The organism is Arthrobacter sp. StoSoilA2, assembly GCF_019977195.1.
In the GTDB taxonomy this organism is placed as follows: domain Bacteria; phylum Actinomycetota; class Actinomycetes; order Actinomycetales; family Micrococcaceae; genus Arthrobacter.
In genome coordinates this window covers 613,904-631,048 of sequence record NZ_AP024643.1, presented here as the reverse complement: position 1 = coordinate 631,048, position 17,145 = coordinate 613,904, and the positions used below count along the sequence as shown (strand labels likewise).

General features: G+C 63.5%; 19 protein-coding genes. 8 read left to right on the top strand and 11 right to left on the bottom strand.

Features of this window, described 5'->3' with window-relative positions; translation table 11 throughout:
• Positions 1-8: 8 nt before the first annotated feature.
• The 4 genes from LDN82_RS03085 to LDN82_RS03070 all read right to left on the bottom strand — a co-directional run bounded on the left by LDN82_RS03085 (position 9) and on the right by LDN82_RS03070 (position 4,053).
• Positions 9-1,094 carry an NAD(P)H-binding protein gene (locus LDN82_RS03085; RefSeq protein WP_224166328.1) on the bottom strand — a complete coding sequence of 362 codons (1,086 nt, stop codon included), beginning with the start codon at positions 1,092-1,094 and terminating at the stop codon, positions 9-11.
• 135 nt (positions 1,095-1,229) lie between these two features.
• Entirely contained in the window at positions 1,230-2,270 is a 1,041-nt protein-coding gene (locus LDN82_RS03080) for an NAD(P)/FAD-dependent oxidoreductase (protein WP_224094152.1), read from the bottom strand.
• Positions 2,271-2,277: 7 nt separating this feature from the next.
• Entirely contained in the window at positions 2,278-3,180 is a 903-nt protein-coding gene (locus LDN82_RS03075; RefSeq protein WP_224094151.1) for an alpha/beta hydrolase, read from the bottom strand.
• A gap of 57 nt (positions 3,181-3,237) precedes the next feature.
• Positions 3,238-4,053: an oxidoreductase gene (locus LDN82_RS03070; protein WP_224094150.1), complete on the bottom strand. Its 816-nt coding sequence runs from the start codon at positions 4,051-4,053 to the stop codon at positions 3,238-3,240.
• Between the two features lie 138 nt (positions 4,054-4,191).
• On the opposite strand from LDN82_RS03070, the gene LDN82_RS03065 reads away from it, so the two are divergent.
• Entirely contained in the window at positions 4,192-4,812 is a 621-nt protein-coding gene (locus LDN82_RS03065; RefSeq protein WP_224094149.1) for a TetR/AcrR family transcriptional regulator, read from the top strand.
• 237 nt (positions 4,813-5,049) lie between these two features.
• Here the strand turns inward: LDN82_RS03065 and LDN82_RS03060 are convergent, their stop codons facing one another.
• Positions 5,050-5,664: a TetR/AcrR family transcriptional regulator gene (locus tag LDN82_RS03060; protein ID WP_224094147.1), complete on the bottom strand. Its 615-nt coding sequence runs from the start codon at positions 5,662-5,664 to the stop codon at positions 5,050-5,052.
• A 147-nt stretch (positions 5,665-5,811) separates the two neighbouring features.
• Here LDN82_RS03060 and LDN82_RS03055 point away from each other — a divergent pair, with 147 nt between their 5' ends.
• The gene (locus tag LDN82_RS03055) at positions 5,812-8,310 is read left to right on the top strand and encodes a glycoside hydrolase family 3 C-terminal domain-containing protein (protein WP_224166327.1); all 2,499 of its coding nucleotides are present in this window, start codon (positions 5,812-5,814) and stop codon (positions 8,308-8,310) included.
• 156 nt (positions 8,311-8,466) lie between these two features.
• On the top strand, positions 8,467-8,766 hold the full coding sequence (locus tag LDN82_RS03050) for a DUF4193 domain-containing protein (RefSeq protein WP_224094141.1): 300 nt from the start codon (positions 8,467-8,469) through the stop codon (positions 8,764-8,766).
• 101 nt (positions 8,767-8,867) lie between these two features.
• On the opposite strand, the gene LDN82_RS03045 is transcribed toward LDN82_RS03050, so the two are convergent.
• The 4 genes from LDN82_RS03045 to LDN82_RS03030 form a co-directional block, all read right to left on the bottom strand.
• Complete coding sequence (locus tag LDN82_RS03045; protein ID WP_224166326.1) at positions 8,868-9,047, bottom strand: hypothetical protein; 180 nt, start codon at positions 9,045-9,047, stop codon at positions 8,868-8,870.
• Positions 9,044-9,403, bottom strand: coding sequence for a LapA family protein (locus LDN82_RS03040; RefSeq protein WP_224094139.1), 360 nt, complete (start codon positions 9,401-9,403; stop codon positions 9,044-9,046). Before LDN82_RS03040 ends, LDN82_RS03045 begins: the two co-directional genes overlap by 4 nt.
• A 249-nt stretch (positions 9,404-9,652) precedes the next feature.
• Positions 9,653-9,883 (bottom strand): hypothetical protein, encoded by a 231-nt coding sequence (locus LDN82_RS03035; protein WP_224094138.1) that lies wholly within the window; start codon positions 9,881-9,883, stop codon positions 9,653-9,655.
• A gap of 120 nt (positions 9,884-10,003) precedes the next feature.
• Positions 10,004-10,228 (bottom strand): hypothetical protein, encoded by a 225-nt coding sequence (locus tag LDN82_RS03030; protein ID WP_224166325.1) that lies wholly within the window; start codon positions 10,226-10,228, stop codon positions 10,004-10,006.
• Positions 10,229-10,315: 87 nt separating this feature from the next.
• Here LDN82_RS03030 and LDN82_RS03025 point away from each other — a divergent pair, with 87 nt between their 5' ends.
• Positions 10,316-10,804 carry a MarR family transcriptional regulator gene (locus LDN82_RS03025; RefSeq protein ID WP_224166324.1) on the top strand — a complete coding sequence of 163 codons (489 nt, stop codon included), beginning with the start codon at positions 10,316-10,318 and terminating at the stop codon, positions 10,802-10,804.
• 28 nt (positions 10,805-10,832) lie between these two features.
• On the opposite strand, the gene map is transcribed toward LDN82_RS03025, so the two are convergent.
• Complete coding sequence (gene map / locus LDN82_RS03020; RefSeq protein ID WP_224166323.1) at positions 10,833-11,603, bottom strand: type I methionyl aminopeptidase; 771 nt, start codon at positions 11,601-11,603, stop codon at positions 10,833-10,835.
• 65 nt (positions 11,604-11,668) lie between these two features.
• Here map and LDN82_RS03015 point away from each other — a divergent pair, with 65 nt between their 5' ends.
• The 4 genes from LDN82_RS03015 to LDN82_RS03000 are packed head-to-tail and all read left to right on the top strand — an operon-like array spanning position 11,669 to position 13,922.
• Complete coding sequence (locus LDN82_RS03015; RefSeq protein ID WP_223947860.1) at positions 11,669-11,935, top strand: helix-turn-helix transcriptional regulator; 267 nt, start codon at positions 11,669-11,671, stop codon at positions 11,933-11,935.
• A 24-nt stretch (positions 11,936-11,959) separates the two neighbouring features.
• A complete protein-coding gene (locus LDN82_RS03010) occupies positions 11,960-12,574 on the top strand; it encodes an SSI family serine proteinase inhibitor (protein WP_224166322.1) in 615 nt (204 codons plus the stop codon).
• A gap of 34 nt (positions 12,575-12,608) precedes the next feature.
• Positions 12,609-13,475: a 3-methyladenine DNA glycosylase gene (locus LDN82_RS03005; RefSeq protein WP_224166321.1), complete on the top strand. Its 867-nt coding sequence runs from the start codon at positions 12,609-12,611 to the stop codon at positions 13,473-13,475.
• Between the two features lie 57 nt (positions 13,476-13,532).
• Complete coding sequence (locus LDN82_RS03000) at positions 13,533-13,922, top strand: serine protease inhibitor (protein ID WP_224166320.1); 390 nt, start codon at positions 13,533-13,535, stop codon at positions 13,920-13,922.
• Between the two features lie 68 nt (positions 13,923-13,990).
• On the opposite strand, the gene LDN82_RS02995 is transcribed toward LDN82_RS03000, so the two are convergent.
• A complete protein-coding gene (locus tag LDN82_RS02995; RefSeq protein WP_224167448.1) occupies positions 13,991-17,068 on the bottom strand; it encodes a S8 family serine peptidase in 3,078 nt (1,025 codons plus the stop codon).
• Positions 17,069-17,145: the final 77 nt, after the last annotated feature.

Below are 17,145 nucleotides of genomic sequence, written 5' to 3'. Positions count from 1 at the left end.
TTGGGCGCTCAGTGGCTCGGGACAGACGCCAGCTGGCGCAGGTTGGTGTTGTTCTGCAGTGCCCATCGCAGGGTCCGCGGTGGGCGCCCGAGCAGGGTTTCCAGCTGGTCGGAGAGGACGTCGTACCGACCGCTGGCGATCAGCCGGGTCTGGATCCCCAGGTGGTCAGCCACGTGCCGGGCCGTAGCCGGATCGCCCAAGGACTCCTGCAGGACGGTCTCGTCGAGGAAGGTCTCATTCCAAGCCTCCAGCTCCTCAGGAATGTAGACGATCTGGCGTCCCAGCGCGGCTGCGTAGTCCTCAGCGAAACCGTGCATGTCCTTCAGCTCCGGGCCGGTGAGTTCGTAGGACTTCGAGATGTGCGGTGCGGGGTCGAGCAGCATCTTCACGGACACCTCTGCCAAGTCGTGAACGGCAATGGGTGCGAGCCGCTGGTTGCCGAAGGGCAGGCGCAGCTCACCCTTGCTCAGCGGGCCCAGCAGCATCCAGGTCAGATGGGGGTTTTCGGCGAACAGGGTCGAGCGCACGTTGATGGTCGGGAGGCCGGACCATTCCAGCACCCGCTCGCAGATCCAGTGCGCCCGCTGCTGCGGTGACCAGTCCGTGACCAGTCCGCCGAGCCAGGAACGCCGCTCCTCTTCCGGTGCGGTCATCTTCTCGAGCGTCATGTATGACTGCTCGTAGTTGGACAAGTGCACGAAGGCCTCGATGTTGCCCTGGGCTCGCGCCGCCGCGGCCATCAAAGTGAGGGCGTCAGCGTAGTTTGGCTGCGGGGTCATGCTGAAGTAAATGCGCTTGACGCCCTTCAGCGCTGCGGCCACATCCGCGGGTTTGAGCAGGTCGCCGACGAAGACGTCGGCCCCGGCCTCGCGCAGCGACTGGGCCCGTTGGTCGTCCCGTCGCACGAACGCGCGCACCGGGTGGCCCTGTTCGAGCAGCATGTCGACCATCAACCTGCTCACGCCGCCGACCTGTCCGCCGGCGCCGGTGATCAGAATGGGATTGCGTTCCGTCATTTGTGTGTTCTCCATCAGGTTGGGTGAGTTGTAGTCAGAGGATGGGTTCAGGTGCGCGCTGGCGTCGATTGCGTCCATCGGCGGAAGACCGGGCTGAGGGCCCTGTCGGGGAAGCGCGATGACACCGCGGGACTGCGCCGGGTCGGGAAGGGGCTGGAGTACGCGCGGATCCAGGTCGGCGTGGCGATCTCCGGTCGGGCGACGTGTTGCAGATCAATGGTGGGTTTCGACGCCGGCGCGTTCAGACATAGGTGTCGGAATCGGTCCAGCCGCGTGCAGGGCCGCGTCGGTATCCGCTATGGCCAGCATTCTGTTGATGTCGGCCCCGGCCAGTGCGCCGGCCGCGGCGGAGGCCCCGACCTGGGCGGTCAGATCGGTGGCGTTGCCGGCCACCCACACACCCGGCACTTCGGTGATGCCGGCCGTGCCGGAGGCGAAACTGCGGCCCTTGTTCGGCAGGTCCTGCACGGGCAGGTGCAGACCTTCCAGGCCCTGGGCGCGGATCTGCAGCTGCGCGAGGACTGCGATGACGCGGCGGGCAATGACCTGGCCGTCGGTGAGGCGCACCCCGGCGAGGGCGCCGTCCTCGTCGTTGACGACTTCGGTGACCGGGGTGTCGATGACGCGGATGCCGCGGGCGGCGAAGCGGGCGCGGTTGTCCTCGTCCAGGTCGGTGCCGTGCGTGAAGTAGGTCAGGTCCGCGGTCAGCTGACGGTACAGATACGCGTGGGCGATGGAGACCGGGCCGGTGGCGAGGATACCGATGGGTTCGTCGCGGACCTCCCAGCCGTGGCAGTACGGGCAGTGCAGCACGCTGTTCCCCCAGTGCTCGGCGAGCCCGGGCACGTCCGGCAGAACGTCGGTGAGGCCGGTGGCCACGAGGATGCGGCGGGCGGTGATGCTGCGGCCGTCGGCGAGGGTGATGGTGAACCGCAAATCCCCGTCAGCTGAGGGGGCGGCAGGCTCGGCCGAGACTACCTCGCCGAGGACGATGCGTCCGCCGTAGTGGCGCACGTGCTCCCGTCCTCGTCGAAGGATCTCGGACGGCGGGGTGCCGTCCAGGGCGAGGAGGCCGTGCACGGCTTCGGCTGGCGCGTTGCGGGGGTAGCCGCTGTCGATCACGACGACCGAGCGGCGGGAGCGGGCGAGGATCAGAGCGCCGTTCAGTCCTGCGGCGCCGCCTCCGATCACCACCGTGTCGATAGTGCCCTCGGCCAGTTCGTCACTCGTGAATGGAGGAGTCGTCTCAGTCATGGTTTGGTCAGCCTTTCGGGTTCTGGACGGCCATTGGGTTGGTTTCGCCGCGAGGGTCGGGTGAGCCACTTGCCACCCATGTCGTGATCCGTTCCGCGATCGCTTCGGGGGCTTCGATGTGCAGGAAGTGGCCGAGGTCGGGGACGATCTCTCGCACGTGCGGAGCGGCGTATCGATGCCGGTCGTCGACGTTCGGGGGGAGGATGCAGTCATCGTCTGCGCCGTGGATGTGCAGCAGGGGCACCGTGATGGGGTGGGAGAGGCGGCGTGCAGCCTTCAGCATGCCCAGGCGGGTCATCTCCCGGTAGTACTTGAGGGGTGCGGGAAAGCTCGCGCCGAGGTGCTCGTGTAGCTCCGCTTGGAGAGCCGGGTCGAGCGTCAGGTTTGGTGACCATTGACGCCAGAGTCGGTCGATGAGGGCGAAGTCGCGGGCTCGGGCGATCATGCCGCTTCCGGGAAGCTGGAAGAAGGCCATGTACCAGCTCCGGCGGAGCTGGGCGGGGCGGGGCCGGCCGATGAATGTCAGGGGGTGGGGGATAGCGAGCGTGACTGCGCGTTTGATGCGCTCCGGCGCGGTGACGGTGGTGTCGTACGTGATCAGAGCACCCCAGTCGTGGCCAATGAGGTCCACCTGGCGCTGGGGAGACCACTGGTCGATCAGTGCGACCACGTCGCTGGTCAAGGATGCGAAATCGAATGGACCCGCGGTCGGGGACGGGGCGTAACCGCGAAGCCAGGGCGCGAGGACGTAGCGACCCTGGCGGCCGAGCTCGGCGAGGAACGCCTTCGCCGTTGGCGGGTGGTCCGGGAATCCGTGCAGGAAGATCGTCGGTTGACCTGTGGGGTCACCGCCCTGCAGAGCGTGAAAAGTGCCGTGCGGCAAGTCGAAAGTGACGTGTTCGAAGTCCATGCGTTGTGAGCCTGCCTCAGAGGGGTCGGACGGGAGATGCTGGTGCTGGCCTCGGCGTCAGCCGGCCATTTGGTTGAGCTTGCGGATCTGTTTGTCAAAGGTGCGCGAGGGCACGAACCGGCGCAGGACGCTGACGCGTCCGGCCATCGAGCCGGCGGTGTACCTGGGTGTGGGCTTGGAGTCCGTGGCGGCAGCGACGATCACTTTTGCGACAACGTCCGGGTCATCGGCGGTACGTAAGGCGGTGGCCAGTACGTCTCGGGAGACCTCCCGCTGTGCGGAGTAGACCGGCAGGGGTGAGTCCGGTGCAAGGCTGCTCGCCTCGAAACCCGTGCTTGTAAAGGCCGGCTCGACCAGCAGCACCCGGACGCCGTGCTCGCGAAGCTCGTGGTCGACGGACTCCGAGTAGCCCTCGACTGCATGCTTGGTGGCGGCATAGATGGCCATGAAGGGGGCTGGGATCAGACCGAGTACCGAGGAGACGTTGACCACACGGCCACTGCCCTTGGCCCGCATGTGGGGCAGCACGGCGTTTGTCATCCGCATCAAGCCGAAGACGTTGATGTCGAAAACCTCCTTGGTCTGGTTGATCGAGCTTTCCTCTCCGGCGCCGACGGCGCCCACGCCTGCGTTGTTGACCAGGACGTCGATCCGACCAAACCGTTCGATCACCTTCTCGACCAGGGAATGGACCGATTCGTCGCTGGCTACATCGAGATCGAGGAACGACACCCCGGCAAGCGGGCGGGCGTTCGCCGCGTTTCGGCTCGTACCGACCACTGAGAAGCCGGCGTCCACGAGGGCGCGCGCTGCTGCCCGCCCGATTCCTGAGGAAGCGCCCGTCACGAGGGCCACCGGGGAAGCTGTCTGCATGTTGGTTCCTTCGACTATAGGCGTGACTTCGCCGCGCCAGATATGGGGAGTCAGACATTTATGTACTGAACAGTCAACAACGCTAGGCGGTTCTGTACTGATTTGTCAATTACGACCTTTCGGCTCTATCTTGTATGTATGGCGAGACCACGAACCTTCGACCGCGACCACGTTCTCCATGCCGCCGAGCGGCAATTTCGCGAGTCGGGCTACAACGGCACGAGCGTGGACGACATCAGCGCAGCCACCGGGCTGGGCCGCGGCAGTCTCTATGCCGCTTTCGACGGTAAACACGGTGTGCTGGTGCAAGCGATGACCGGATACTTCAACCGGTTGGGAAACGTTCCGGCGAAGGTTCTCGCCGGAACGGACGACGGCGCACTGGAACGGCTCCACAGCTACCTACTCCGCGCCGTCCACGGGGTGCCTCTAGCCGACGATGTGCCCCCAGCTTCCGACCGGGCGGCGGCTGCGTGCTTCGCGGGCAAGATGGCTCTGGAGATCGGTGCCTCAGACGCCGAGGTGCAGCGCATTGCTGCCGAATGTTTCTCTATGCTCGTGACGGCGGTGGCCGAGTGTGTGCGCGCGGCGCAGCGCAACGGAGACATCGACCCGGATGCCGATGCTGAAGATCTGGCATTCCTCGTGCTAACCGTGATCCGCGGGACAGATGTCGTCGGTGCGTACGGCCACAGCCCTGCCCGCTTGACCCGGATTGCCGAGAGCGCGTTCGCGTTGCTGCCACGCGTGAGCCGCTGAGGAGGGCGCAGCCGAGCGGCTGAACGCAAGCCGGATCTGCGGATGCTCCGCGGACACGCCGTCACTGCGCGCCAGGCACTACGAAAAGCAGTTGCGATGGCAGGAAATGATGGCCCCGGAGATCATACGGCGACTCGGGGCCAGCCCTGACCTTCCGGAGGAACCGCGGCCAAATGCTCCGGTCGCGGCCGCCCTCGCCTTCGATCCGGTACACTGACGCCCCGGTCCTTCCTTGCGTTAGCCGTTGCCGCGTTCACCTTTGCCGCGCTGCACCGGCGCCAGCAGGACGTCAATCAGCTGCCTTAGCCCATCGGCCATGTCCACGTCTTTGTCATAGAGCCACTGCAACTGCAGGCCATCGAACGCCGCAACAACCAACCTGGAGAGAAGGGCCGCGTCAACGTCGCTCCGGACTTCACCGGTTTGCTGCCGGCGGGCGATGTCTTCAGTAAGGCCTTGCACCAAGTCCTCGTAACGCTCTTTGAAGTAGCCGTGGGAGTCATGTCCGGGATCATTGGCTGTGGCCGACGCGACAGCGTACAGGGTGGTCAGCCCTGGCTCGTGCCGGTTCCGCTCGGCGATCGGCGCCATGAGGCCAAGCCCCGCTTCCTCTTGGCCGACCACTGACATGGACCGCCGGTCACGCTCTGCCAGGACTGCAGTGAGGAGTTCCTGCTTGCCCTTGAAGTAGTGGAAAAGGGTGGCTTCCTTGACCCCCACGAGTTCCGCCACGCGCTTGAGAGCAGTCCCTTCGAAACCTTCGGTCGCAAAGACGTCCGTCGCCGTTTGGATGATCTGTTCGCGGCGTTCCGCACCCTTCGCGTATTGCCCGCGGGCCTTGGAAGTTGACATTGAGTCAGTCTATTTCACGCATCAAAAATCGAGTCATCCTAGATTTATTGTCTAAAAATCTAGTCACACTCGATTTTTATCGCTACAGTCTCTCCATGAGACCTATCGGCGCTCTCCTGGTCATCCGCATCAAAGGAGTCAAATAAAATGAACCCCACATTGTCGGCCGCTGTCACGGCCCCGCAAACCGGATCGCCGGACGCCGAAGAGCGCATCCGGGAACTCGCACAGAGCCTCTCCCTGGAGCAGCAGATCCAACTACTGACGGGAGCGGACGTCTGGTCCACCCACGCCATCCCGGAAATCGGCCTCAGCCGCATCGTCATGTCCGATGGTCCGGCAGGCGTCCGCGGCGAAGACTTCGACGAGCGGCACGACTCAATCTCCCTGCCGTCGTCGTCCGCCCTGTCCGCCACGTGGAGCGTAGAAACCGCTCGCCGTTACGGCCAGGTTCTCGGGCAGGAGGCCCGCCGCAAGGGCGTCCACGCCGTACTCGGCCCAACCATCAACCTTCATCGTTCACCCCTGGGTGGCCGTCATTTCGAGTGCATGAGCGAGGACCCGCGGCTCACGGCAACCATGGCCGCCGGATACGTTGCCGGCGTGCAGTCCATGGGCATAGGGGCGACTCCCAAGCATTACCTGGCCAACGAGGCCGAGACGGAACGCTTCACTTCGGACTCCGTGGTGGACGAACGCCCGTTGCGCGAGCTTTATCTGGCAGCGTTCGAAGACGCCATCACGGAGGCCCGCGCCTGGCTGGTCATGAGCTCCTACAACTCCATCAACGGCACCACGGCGAGCGAAAACAAGCTGTTGGAAACCCCGCTCTCCACAGAATGGGGCTTCGACGGCGTGGTGGTTTCCGACTGGACGGGAGTGCGTTCCGTTGATGCCGCAAACGCGCACCAGGATCTGGAAATGCCCGGACCGGTAGGCCACTGGGGTCCCAAACTTCTGGCCGCCGTCGAGGACGGCCGCGTCAGCCGCGAGGCCATTCTGGAAAAGGTCACCCGCATCCTGCGACTCGCTGCCCGCGTCGGCTCACTCGAAGGCTTCGAACCCGCTGTCACCGGGCTCCCCGCGAAACTGGACGGGGCCGCCGTCGCGCGTGAAGTTGCCGTCCGGGGCGCCGTCCTGGTCCGCAACGAAGGCGGCCTCCTGCCGCTGGACGCCGCGACGCTCAAGAGCGTGGCCGTGATCGGCCATAACGCTGAAGAGGCCCGCACCCAAGGCGGCGGGAGCGCCACGGTGATGCCCAAGTACACCGTCTCGCCCTTGGAGGGGCTGCGCAAAGCACTGCCCGACGGCGTCAAAGTCACCTATGCGCGTGGCGCGAAGGTGGCCGAGGGCCTTCAGGCGTTCCCCCGGACTTCACTGCACAATCCGGTCTCCAATGTCCCTGGGATCCGCGTGACGTTCCTCGCAGAAGACGACACGGAGCTCTCGGGCGAAGACCGCCTGGCGTCACACTTGATCTGGTTCGGCATCGGCATCCCGGAAGGCGCCGCCATCATCCGGATGGAGACCGACTGGACAGCCGATTCCGCAGGTGTCCACCACCTCGGAGTGGGCACAGTAGGGCACATCCGCCTCTCATTGGATGGAGCCGAAGTCTTCAACGACGAAATCCAGGACGACACCGACGTCCTGGGTGCCGCGCTCTTCGACCCGCCCAAGACTGTTCACGCAGTTGAGACCGCAGCCGGCCAGCTGGTGCGTATCGAAGCCGAATACCGCCTGCCCAAGGAACAGATCATCCCGTTCACGGCAATCCTGCTGGGCGAAGAAACCGTGGTGGCGGATCCTCAGGCGGAGATCGACGCCGCGGTGGAAGCCGCCCGGGCTTCAGATGTAGCTGTGGTGGTCGTCGGAACCAATGCGGCCATCGAATCCGAGGGCTTTGACCGAAAGGACCTGGACCTTCCGGGGTTCCAGAACGAACTCGTACAAGCCGTCGCCGCCGTCAACCCACGCACGGTGGTGGTGGTGAATTCGGGTTCACCTGTGGTGATGCCGTGGCTCAAGAACGTCAACGCGGTGCTGCTGGGCTGGTTCGGTGGCCAGGAGTTCGGCAACGCGATTGCAGACATACTGCTGGGCGCCGAGGAACCTGGCGGTCGGCTCCCCACCACGTGGCCGGCAGCCTTGGAGGATGTTCCGGTCCTGAACACCACTCCCGTGGACGGCAAGGTGGTCTACTCCGAGGGAATTCATGTTGGCTACCGTGCGTGGCTCAAGCAGCAAGGCGAAGGGGGCCCCGCTCCGGCGCTGCCTTTCGGCTTCGGGCTCGGGTACACGACCTTCGAGTTCGGCACCGCCCACGCACCACAGTCGGTCACGGCCGGCAACGACGTGGTTGTGCATGTCCCGGTGAAGAACACGGGCACGCGTACGGGACGTGAAGTGGTTCAGGTCTACCTTGAGCGCACCGGTTCCGCTGTGGAACGTCCGGTCCGTTGGTTGGCAGGCTACGCAGGAACCCACCTTGCTCCGGCGGGGACTGACAGCGTTGAAGTCCGCATCCCGGCAAAGGCTTTCGCGCATTACGACGGCGGCTGGCAGTTCGAGCGTGGAAGCTTCCGCCTGCTGGTGGGTCGCCATGTTGCGGACAGCTTCCAGACTCTGGACATCGAGGTGCGGTAATAATAGAGGGCAATTGGCGCGGCGTGGCGGCCTTTTTGGGCCGCCACGCACGTGGTTTTCGCCACAAGCGCCGTATCTGGGGTATGGTATGGAATTTTCATGGCATGCTGTACGTTGCATACCCGGTAACCCCCTAACACGAAGAGGCATCAAAAAGTGGCAGCCGACTACGACGAACTCCGTACCGATGTAAAAGAGAACCAGGAGCAGTCCCTCCAGGCGCTCCAGTCCGCCAGCGCCCCCACGGCCAAGAGCGTGGTTCTTGAACTCGACGAAACCGACGGCCTGGACGCCAACGGTCCCGGCGGCGAAATCGTCGCTGAAGAACTCATCATCCAGGTCATCCCCCAGGCAAGCGACGAGTTCACTTGTAACTCATGCTTCCTGGTCCGCCACCGTTCGCAGATTGCCCGCGAAAAGGATGGCGTCGCCTACTGCACTGACTGCGAAGGCTAAGACGACCACCACCCCGGCGGAACATGAATCGTCAGGGAGTGCCGCCGTCGGGATTAATTGCGGAAGGACCGGAGCACATGCTCCGGTCCTTCCGCACTTAATTACTTGTCGCCCGCTTCCTGCCTGCCCTCCTTATCGGGTTCGGACAGTCGCTCCTCGTCCGTGTATTCAGGTGCGACCACCGGGGAAAGAGCGTCACCAAGGAGACCGGCAGCCTCCCTGCCATCCTCTGGAGCAGGCCGGTCCGGCGACTTCTCGTCCTCCAGCGGAGTGTCCGTCATAGTCCGCCTCCTTGTCCGCCGATCATCTTTTGGCGCCGGTGATTGCTCACCCTGAGCTGAAGAATCCGCGCACCCCCGGCCAGCGCCACCAGCACGCCTCCTCCAACAGCTGCGATGAACAGCGTGGTGCCGAGGGCGAGTGCGCCTTCCAATCCGAAGAAGCGAACAGTGACCATGTCCTGGTTCTGGACGAAGAAGACGATCAACAGGACCAACACCACCAGGCCCACAGCTACTGCCACCCAGATTGCTGCTGTTCGCGTGGGCCGGGAATTGCCCGGCGCGACCCGTCGCTGCGGGTGATCGGCCCGTCCAGAGCCTCCCCGGGCCATTGCGGCATCATCTTGAGCGCTCATTGACAGCCCCCTTTCCCAGAACGTATGCGTGCCCATCACATGTCCATGCACTCATATAATAAGCATGCTTATAAGTGGCTCAACAGGGGTGGGTAGGATCCCGGGAAGCAAGCCCGGCCGGCAGGAAGCCCACCCTACTTAAGGCCTGCCCTACACAAGGAAGGACCGGAGTTCGCGGTCCGGTCCTTCGGTATTTGGGTGCCGTTGTTACTGCCTGTCACAGTTAGGAATGGTCACAGTTACTGGTGGTCATACGCTGTAGTCGGTTGAAGTTGGCCCTGGATCGTTGTTCCGGACGGCGTAGTGATGGCCTTCGGAATCGGTCTCAATGTCGAAGGTCTTCAAGTCTTCCTCGGAAGCCGTTTCGAAGTCGTCGTGTTTATGCACAACAGGGGCATCCGTGTCCCCATGGGTTGCTGGTCCGAATACGGACTGCAGCCGCTCGGTCACGTGCTGAAAGTTTTCCAACTTGCGTCCCATGTTCTTCCACCTCCTTTCAACGGGAGAGAGAAAAGCGGCAGGACGGCGCATGCCGTACCAGTACGCCAATTTTACGCCCGCAGGCCGGAAAAGGCGCGGAATCGCGGCGGGCGAAAAGGCTTAGCGCAGCGACTTGTCGCCTGGATTACGGGGAACCACATACGTACTGCCGTCCGGACGGCGAAGGGTTTCCCATTGCTGCGTCTCCGCCTCGCGTTGGGCCAGGAGCCTGCGGTTGGCCTCGGTCATTTCGTGATCGATGGAGCTGCTGTGTGCCGGGCCAAAGATGACCCTCAGCTTTCCCGTAGCGCGCATGAATTTCTGGGTAAAGGATTCCTTTGCCACGCGGATCGACTCCTCTTTTAGACGGTTCAACAAGTTCATAGTACGCTAACAATTAGTGCACTAACTAATTGAGTGGGGAAGACGGCCATGACCCAGACGGATGAGACGAGCCTGACCAATGAGGCAAGCCTGACCAGCGAGACTGACGACCTCCTTTTGGAACGCCAACTGTGCTTCGCGTTGACGGTTGCCTCGCGGAGTGTTGTGGGCATTTACAAGCCCATCCTCGAACAGCTCGGGCTGACGCATCCGCAGTACCTTGTGATGCTTGCACTCTGGGAACGGAGCCCCAGGACACTAAAGGACATTAGCGACAGCCTCCTCCACGAGCCCGCCACCTTGTCCCCACTCCTGCGACGACTTGAGGAAGCACAGCTGATTACCCGCGAGCGCGTGCCTGGCAACGAGCGCGCGCTTGCCGTCAAGCTGACAGAAAAGGGAGCAGCACTTCGGGATCAGGCAACGGCGGTTCCTGGTGCAATCCGGGAGCTCCTGCAGCTCAGCCGCGAGGAGGTGGCCGAACTCCACCAGGCTATGACCGGCCTGATCGCGGCAACCCAGCGCAGCGGCACCTGAGACCAGCGCAGCAGCACTCGAGACCCACTCAGCGCGCCAAGGTGAGAATCTCAGCCCCGTCGTCGGTGATGGCTATCGTGTGCTCACTGTGGGCTGTGCGGCAACCTGTTGCGCTTCTCAGCGTCCACCCGTCGTCATCGGTAACGAGCTCGGCGGTGTCCGCCATGACCCATGGCTCCAGCGCCAGCAGTAGTCCCGGGCGCAATTTGTAGCCACGGCCCGGCCTCCCGGTATTGGCGATGTGCGGGTCCTGATGCATCGTCGATCCGATGCCGTGACCACCGAACTGGGTATTGATCGGGTATCCGGCTTCGCTGAGGACCGAGCCTATGGCATGGGAGATATCACCGATGCGGGCGCCAGGACCGGCCGCTGCTATCCCTGCACTCAACGCCCGCTCAGTTGCGTCAATCATTGCCAAGCTCTCCAAGGGCTTTGACTCGCCCACCGTGAAGCTGATAGCGGAGTCTGCAGCGACCCCATTCTTGGAAACAGCGATGTCCAGGGACACCAGGTCGCCGTCAGCAAGCGCGTAGTCATGAGGCAGTCCGTGGAGGACGGCGTCGTTGACGGACGTGCAGATGTAGTGCCCAAAAGGACCGCGCCCAAAGGAGGGCGAATAGTCTACGTAGCACGACTGGGCCCCCGCCTCCGCGATCATGGCCTGGGCCCACTGATCGATCTCCAGAAGATTGACGCCCACTGCGCTGCGGCTTTTCATTGCCTGAAGGATCTCGGCAACCAGTGCTCCGGCCTCCTTCGCCCGATGCAGTTCAGTGCGGTTCAGAATCTCGATCATGCGGCGCCCTCCCATTCAACCAATAACTATCCCGGCCATATTATCCCGGTATTAGAATTGGAGCCATGGTCAGATTGCCACTCACAGCTGAAGAGGTCGAGCGCGGACAGCGTCTCGGCGCCATGTTGCGTCGCGCTCGAGGAGGGCGCTCCATGCTGGAAATTGCGCTCGAGGCCCAGGTTTCGCCGGAGACACTCCGGAAGATCGAGTCCGGACGTGTGGCAACCCCGGCATTCCAGACCATCGCAGCGATAGCAGACGTCCTCGGGCTGTCCCTCGATGAGGTGTGGGCAGGGATCAGCCAGCCCGAAAGCATTGCCGCTCCGGCATAAAACGGCAGCAACCAAGGAGATTCAATGCGCCCGCGCCACTTCGTCCGGCACCTACAAGCCGTTCGGCCCCTCATTGCTGTCCTGGCCCTCGCTGGCCTGGCCGGCTGCTCGGGTACCCCCGCCCCGGGTGGGTCGAGCAGCGCTGCCCCCTTGCCGTCGTCGTCCGTCAGTCCAAGCGGCGCATCTCCGAGCGCCACACAAGCCAACCCAACGCCAACCCAGGTGCCCACAACGCTCGGCCCCGAAGACACAACACCGGACCCCAGCTTGCCCGGAACCACGCCCACGCCGGGACAGGGAAACGCTGAACTATCCATCATCGTGCTGGAGGCCGCCGATGCAGCACCGCAGAACTATACGCTCGTCTGCATAAACGGCGCCCCGGCAGCCGAAAGTAAACACCCCACCGCGAACGCGGCCTGCACGGCACTGAAGAACAATCCTTCGCTCCTGGGCCCTGCCCCGATCAAGACCGACCAAGCGTGCACGCAGCAGTACGGCGGACCGCAAACTGCCAAGGTGACTGGCGCCGTTGACGGCGTGGAAGTCCATGTCTCCTACAGCCGTACCGACGGATGCCAGATCGCCTTGTGGGATGCGGCCAGCGCCATTATCGGTTCCAGCGGTGGAGCAGCTTAGGCCGCGGCACCTCCCCCAAGAGCAGTGGCTCGGGATGGAGGCAGCACATCATGCGCGGGTCGCACGCTACGCAGACCCATATTTGGCCCGCCGGTCGGCAGGAAAGAAACACCCCGTGGAGGACTTCCTCTTCACGTATTACACCCAGAAACCCGGTCAATTGCTGCGCTGGCATCCCGGTCACGGCGTAGTGCTGAGCGGCGAGCGCGTCTTTGAGCGCGCCGGCTGGAAGTTCTACCGCGTGCTCGACGACGGCGACCTCGCCGCCGTCGGACTGCAGCCAGGTACGCCCGCCGTCACCTTTGACAGGGACAGTTTCATGGCCCAACGCGCCGAGGCCGTCAGTTTCGCTGGCATCATCCTCAGCGGCACCGCGAAGCGCCCGGGCCAGTTCGGCTGCTTCGGCCTCCATGAGTGGGCCATGGTGTACCGGCAGGAGAAATTCGAGTTGCGGCACGAATACTTGAAACTACGGCTTGGCGCGGAGGGCACTGACACCGTGGTGGAGCAGAACCGTATCCGCTGTTCCCACTTCGATGCCTTCCGCTTCTACACACCGGACGCCGTCCCGCTCAACGAGCTCACTCCCACACGTGGGAACCAGCGCACCATGGAACAACCGGGCTGCCTGCACGCCAACATGGACCTGTACAAATGGGCCTACAAACTGACTCCGGCGCTGTCCAGCGAGCTGGTGATGGACTGCTTCGAACTTTCGTGGCGGATCCGGACCATGGACATGCAGGCTTCCCCTTACGACCTCGAAGAATGGGGCTACCCGCCCATCAGGATCGAGACACCGCAGGGCAAGGCCGAGTACGTTGAGTACCAGCGGGCTTTTGCAGCCGAATCCCAGACGCTGCGGGCCCGCGTGCTTCAGGCAATCGAACCGCTTCTGTAGGGAACGTCTCGCGGGACTCTTGCCGCAAGCACCCGCCGCCACCAGCGAAAGGTAACCATGCTTTCTCCCGACAGCAGCGAGTACGACGTCGACCTCACCGTCACGCTGACAGAGGCACCTGGCGCCGCGCCTACTGAGTTCTATCTGCGGTCCGCGAAGGGCATTCTGTCTCCGGAGCCGGGCTCGATCGACTCGAACCTGCCGGACGCAGCGGCAGCCCTTGCCGCCGTCGAGCAGTTTGGTGAGGAAGTGTTCTTCCCGGTTCCGCGTCCGGACCGGATCTGCACGCAACAGTACGGGGGCCCGCAGGTGGCCCTGGTGACAGGTTGGTTCCGTGGGCGGAAGGTCCACAGCAAGCTCAGCCGGACCGATGGCTGCGAGATCGCACGCTGGCGGGCCATGGCGCCCCTCCTGGGCGGCGCGGGAGCGTCAACCGGCGCCATCTAGGTACACCCCGGACGAAACAGCAGTGGCCGGCGGAATCATCCACCGGCCACTGCTGTGATTTCGACGAGCTAGCTTGCGTTACTGCTTTGCGTTGGCTCGTCTGCGCGGATCTTCGTGTCCTGCTTTCCCTTCGTTGGGTTCTCGTTATCCGGAACAACCGCGGCACCGGCAGGACCCACCACTACCGTGACGAAGCTGGGTTCGCTGGTGCCCTCGAACGTCAGGCGTCCAATGTAGGAGCCCGGCGTAAGGTTGGTCCAGTTCAGCGAGATGGTGCCGGCCTTGCCGTTGGCGACTCGGATCGGGTTGGGCGTCACCGTGGCGTTGCCCTCGTTGGCCCCCAGGACCGCGGCATCAACTGTTGCCTTGGTGGGCTGGTTGTTGGGGCTCGCGTAAAGGTTGGCGAAAACGTAGTAGTCGCCTGGCTCGGGATCGGCCACGGTGACGGATTCGCTGGCCGAGGCGGTCGCGGACGGGAGCTGCTGGCCCGACGGGGTCAGGACGAGCATGTCGAAGTCCGCGGCTTCGTCCGAGGATATGACGGAGAACTTGGCCAAGGCGCTGTTCTCCCCCACCGTCACCTTCTTGACGAAGTTCGAGGCGTTGGTCTCACCGGCAAAGGGTCCCGGAACCAGTTCAATTGCTGAGGAATCCGCCTTGGAAAGCCCATCAACCGTGACTCCCACCGGTGCATTGGTGCCGGAGACGATGTTGATGGCCGCCGAGCCGTTGGGGCCCGTTCCCGTGAACGCCATGGCCTTATCCGCGATGACTGACTGCGGACGGACGGCAATGGGCGAGGTGACGGTCTTGTTTGCGCCCTGCCAGGTGAGTGAACCCATGGCGAACTTGCCCAAGGCTGCATTGTTGTTCTCGAACTGCACCTTGAACGTCTTCTTTTCACCCGCAGCGCCAAAGTTCAGCACGGATGGGGTGACCTTGACATTGACACCGGGAACGTTGACGGAGGCGCGGTAGAGGCCTGGCGTCAGGGCGGTAACTGTACGCGTGACCTCGATCTTGCCGGCGAGGTTGCCCAGCGCAAACGAGGGGACGTTCATGTCCCGCGGCTGCGTTGTGCCCAGTCCCTCAATACCGAGGTCCATGCCCGTGCCCTGAACGAATTTGAGATAGTCCTCGATGGTGGCGTCGTAAACCAAGCCGGGGCTGAGGACCTTGGCGGGATCGACCTGGCCTGCGCCGGTGGCGAAGACATCTTTGTTGATGGCGCCGTTGGCCAGCTTCACCGGACCGGCCGTGGTCATCATGGCCGACTTCACCGTTGCCGGGGACCACTTCGGGTTCTTGGCCAGGATCAGGGCGCCGAAACCGGCCACGTGCGGGGAAGCCATGGACGTTCCCGACAGGAATCCAAAGTTGTCTCCACCGGTTCCGATGGGTGAAACGCCGGCGAGGATAGCGACGCCGGGTGCTGATACGTCGGGCTTCAGAAGGTCTGAATCCGTTGCCAGCAAGGGACCGCGGGACGAGAATCCGGCGATCTGCGGCTGCGCCTCAAGGGGCAGGCCTGTGGTGTCGTGGTCCAGCAGGGACACAGTGATGGCGGGGTTGGCCGTCACCTTGTCCTTGATGGCCTGCGTGGCTGGAGGATTCACATGGACTGTTGGAACAGCATGCTTGTCCGTGTCCAACGATGATTCCACCAGGTTCACCAGGATCATTCCGACGCCACCGGCCCGAAGGATCTCCGCGCTCTTGGCGGTGCGGTCAACCACGCCACGGTCACAGACAACAACCTTGCCGGTCACCTTGGCCGGATCCAGCGAGCCGGGAGCACACAGCGCTGCGTTGCCTTCACCGCTTGCAGCGTTGGTGGAAAGCACGACGCCGGCCCCGCTCACCTCGTGGTTCATGATGCTCGCTCCGCGGAATTTGCTGCCATCGGAGAATTCAACGGTGCCTTGCAGTTCCTGCGAGAAAGAGGTCGCAGCCACAGTGGTCAACCAGGGTGCTCCGTGATTGACGGTGCTGGCCGTTGGTCCGGAGTTCCCGGCAGAGGTTGCCACGAAAATCCCGGCCGACGCAGCAGACAGGAAAGCCAGCGATACGGGATCGGTAGTGGTCGTGGTGGAACCGGAGATGGAGTAGTTCAGCACATCCACGCCGTCCAGGATGGCCTGTTCGATTGCGTCAACAGATGCGGAGCCGTAGCATCCGCCCGTCGTGGGATCTGTGTCTTCCCAGCAGACCTTGTAGATGGAGAGTTTGGCGGCGGGTGCGATGCCGCTGGTGATACCGAAGCTGCGGCCGTCCACCACGGCGTCGACGTTGCCGTTACCTGCCGCTGTGCTTGCGGTGTGGGTGCCGTGGCTGTCCACGTCTACGGGCGAGATGACTTCCTCGGGGGCACGGTTTTCCGGGGGAACACTTCCCAGGAAGCCATCCGCGAAGTAGTGGGTGCTGAGTACTTTGGAGTTGCAGGCACTGCCGTCGTAGCTGGCGCCTGTGTCCGTACCGGGCTGGCATTCGCCGACGAACGTATCGCCATCTGCCTTCAGCATCGCGATCTTGCCGTCAGCGGTCCGGTAAGGGACGCCCACCTGGGGGTCGCCGACCAGCGGACCGACCGGATCGCCTGCGAAAAAGGGATTGGAGGGGGTATATCCGGTGTCGATGACACCAACAACTGTGCCCTTTCCGGCGTTCTCCTGGCCACCGTATTGCGTTGCCCAGGTGCCGTTGGGCCCGCTGAGTTTCAGGAAATCGGTGGTGGAGTAGTCAGGTGCGTATTGAGTGTCCGGTGCGACCATCAGGACCTTGGGGTCCTTGGCGAGGTTGATGGCCTGCTCTGCCGTCAGGTTGGCGCTGAAACCGTTGACGGCGGTGGTGAAGTCACGTTCGATGGTGACGTTTTCCTGCTGCGCAACGTCCTGCTGCGCCTGTTGCAGGTGTTCCTGGTATTCCTTCACCTCGACGCTGCCGGAATCGAGCTTCTTGCCCTCTTCCGGCTTGGTGGGCGCAAAACCCGGCGTACCGCCGTCGTATGTAGCCGCAGGCTTTTCTGCCAGGACAACCATGTAGCGGCCGTCCTTGTAGGCGCTGGGGTCAAGGTTCTTCTTGGCCACGCCTGCCGGATTCCCGGACACGGTCTCCGGGGAGGGAGCTGCCTGGGCCGGCAACGCCATGGAAGAGAGCAGCAATGGCAAGCCCACGGCCAGAGCCGCTGCCTTTCGAAGCCCCCCGCTTCTGACGAAGCTCTTTC

What these genes read in the sequence shown, in the direction of transcription:
- LDN82_RS03085 (WP_224166328.1), bottom strand. Translation starts at nt 1,094, where the DNA reads ATGGACGCAATCGACGCCAGCGCGCACCTGAACCCATCCTCTGACTAC.
- LDN82_RS03070 (WP_224094150.1), bottom strand. Translation starts at nt 4,053, where the DNA reads ATGCAGACAGCTTCCCCGGTGGCCCTCGTGACGGGCGCTTCCTCAGGA.
- LDN82_RS03025 (WP_224166324.1), top strand. Translation starts at nt 10,316, where the DNA reads ATGACCCAGACGGATGAGACGAGCCTGACCAATGAGGCAAGCCTGACC.
- LDN82_RS03010 (WP_224166322.1), top strand. Translation starts at nt 11,960, where the DNA reads ATGCGCCCGCGCCACTTCGTCCGGCACCTACAAGCCGTTCGGCCCCTC.
- LDN82_RS03005 (WP_224166321.1), top strand. Translation starts at nt 12,609, where the DNA reads ATGGAGGCAGCACATCATGCGCGGGTCGCACGCTACGCAGACCCATAT.
- LDN82_RS03080 (WP_224094152.1), bottom strand. Translation starts at nt 2,270, where the DNA reads ATGACTGAGACGACTCCTCCATTCACGAGTGACGAACTGGCCGAGGGC.
- LDN82_RS03075 (WP_224094151.1), bottom strand. Translation starts at nt 3,180, where the DNA reads ATGGACTTCGAACACGTCACTTTCGACTTGCCGCACGGCACTTTTCAC.
- LDN82_RS03060 (WP_224094147.1), bottom strand. Translation starts at nt 5,664, where the DNA reads ATGTCAACTTCCAAGGCCCGCGGGCAATACGCGAAGGGTGCGGAACGC.
- LDN82_RS03035 (WP_224094138.1), bottom strand. Translation starts at nt 9,883, where the DNA reads ATGGGACGCAAGTTGGAAAACTTTCAGCACGTGACCGAGCGGCTGCAG.
- LDN82_RS03040 (WP_224094139.1), bottom strand. Translation starts at nt 9,403, where the DNA reads ATGAGCGCTCAAGATGATGCCGCAATGGCCCGGGGAGGCTCTGGACGG.
- LDN82_RS03000 (WP_224166320.1), top strand. Translation starts at nt 13,533, where the DNA reads ATGCTTTCTCCCGACAGCAGCGAGTACGACGTCGACCTCACCGTCACG.
- LDN82_RS02995 (WP_224167448.1), bottom strand. Translation starts at nt 17,068, where the DNA reads ATGGCGTTGCCGGCCCAGGCAGCTCCCTCCCCGGAGACCGTGTCCGGG.
- map (WP_224166323.1), bottom strand. Translation starts at nt 11,603, where the DNA reads ATGATCGAGATTCTGAACCGCACTGAACTGCATCGGGCGAAGGAGGCC.
- LDN82_RS03065 (WP_224094149.1), top strand. Translation starts at nt 4,192, where the DNA reads ATGGCGAGACCACGAACCTTCGACCGCGACCACGTTCTCCATGCCGCC.
- LDN82_RS03015 (WP_223947860.1), top strand. Translation starts at nt 11,669, where the DNA reads ATGGTCAGATTGCCACTCACAGCTGAAGAGGTCGAGCGCGGACAGCGT.
- LDN82_RS03045 (WP_224166326.1), bottom strand. Translation starts at nt 9,047, where the DNA reads ATGACGGACACTCCGCTGGAGGACGAGAAGTCGCCGGACCGGCCTGCT.
- LDN82_RS03055 (WP_224166327.1), top strand. Translation starts at nt 5,812, where the DNA reads ATGAACCCCACATTGTCGGCCGCTGTCACGGCCCCGCAAACCGGATCG.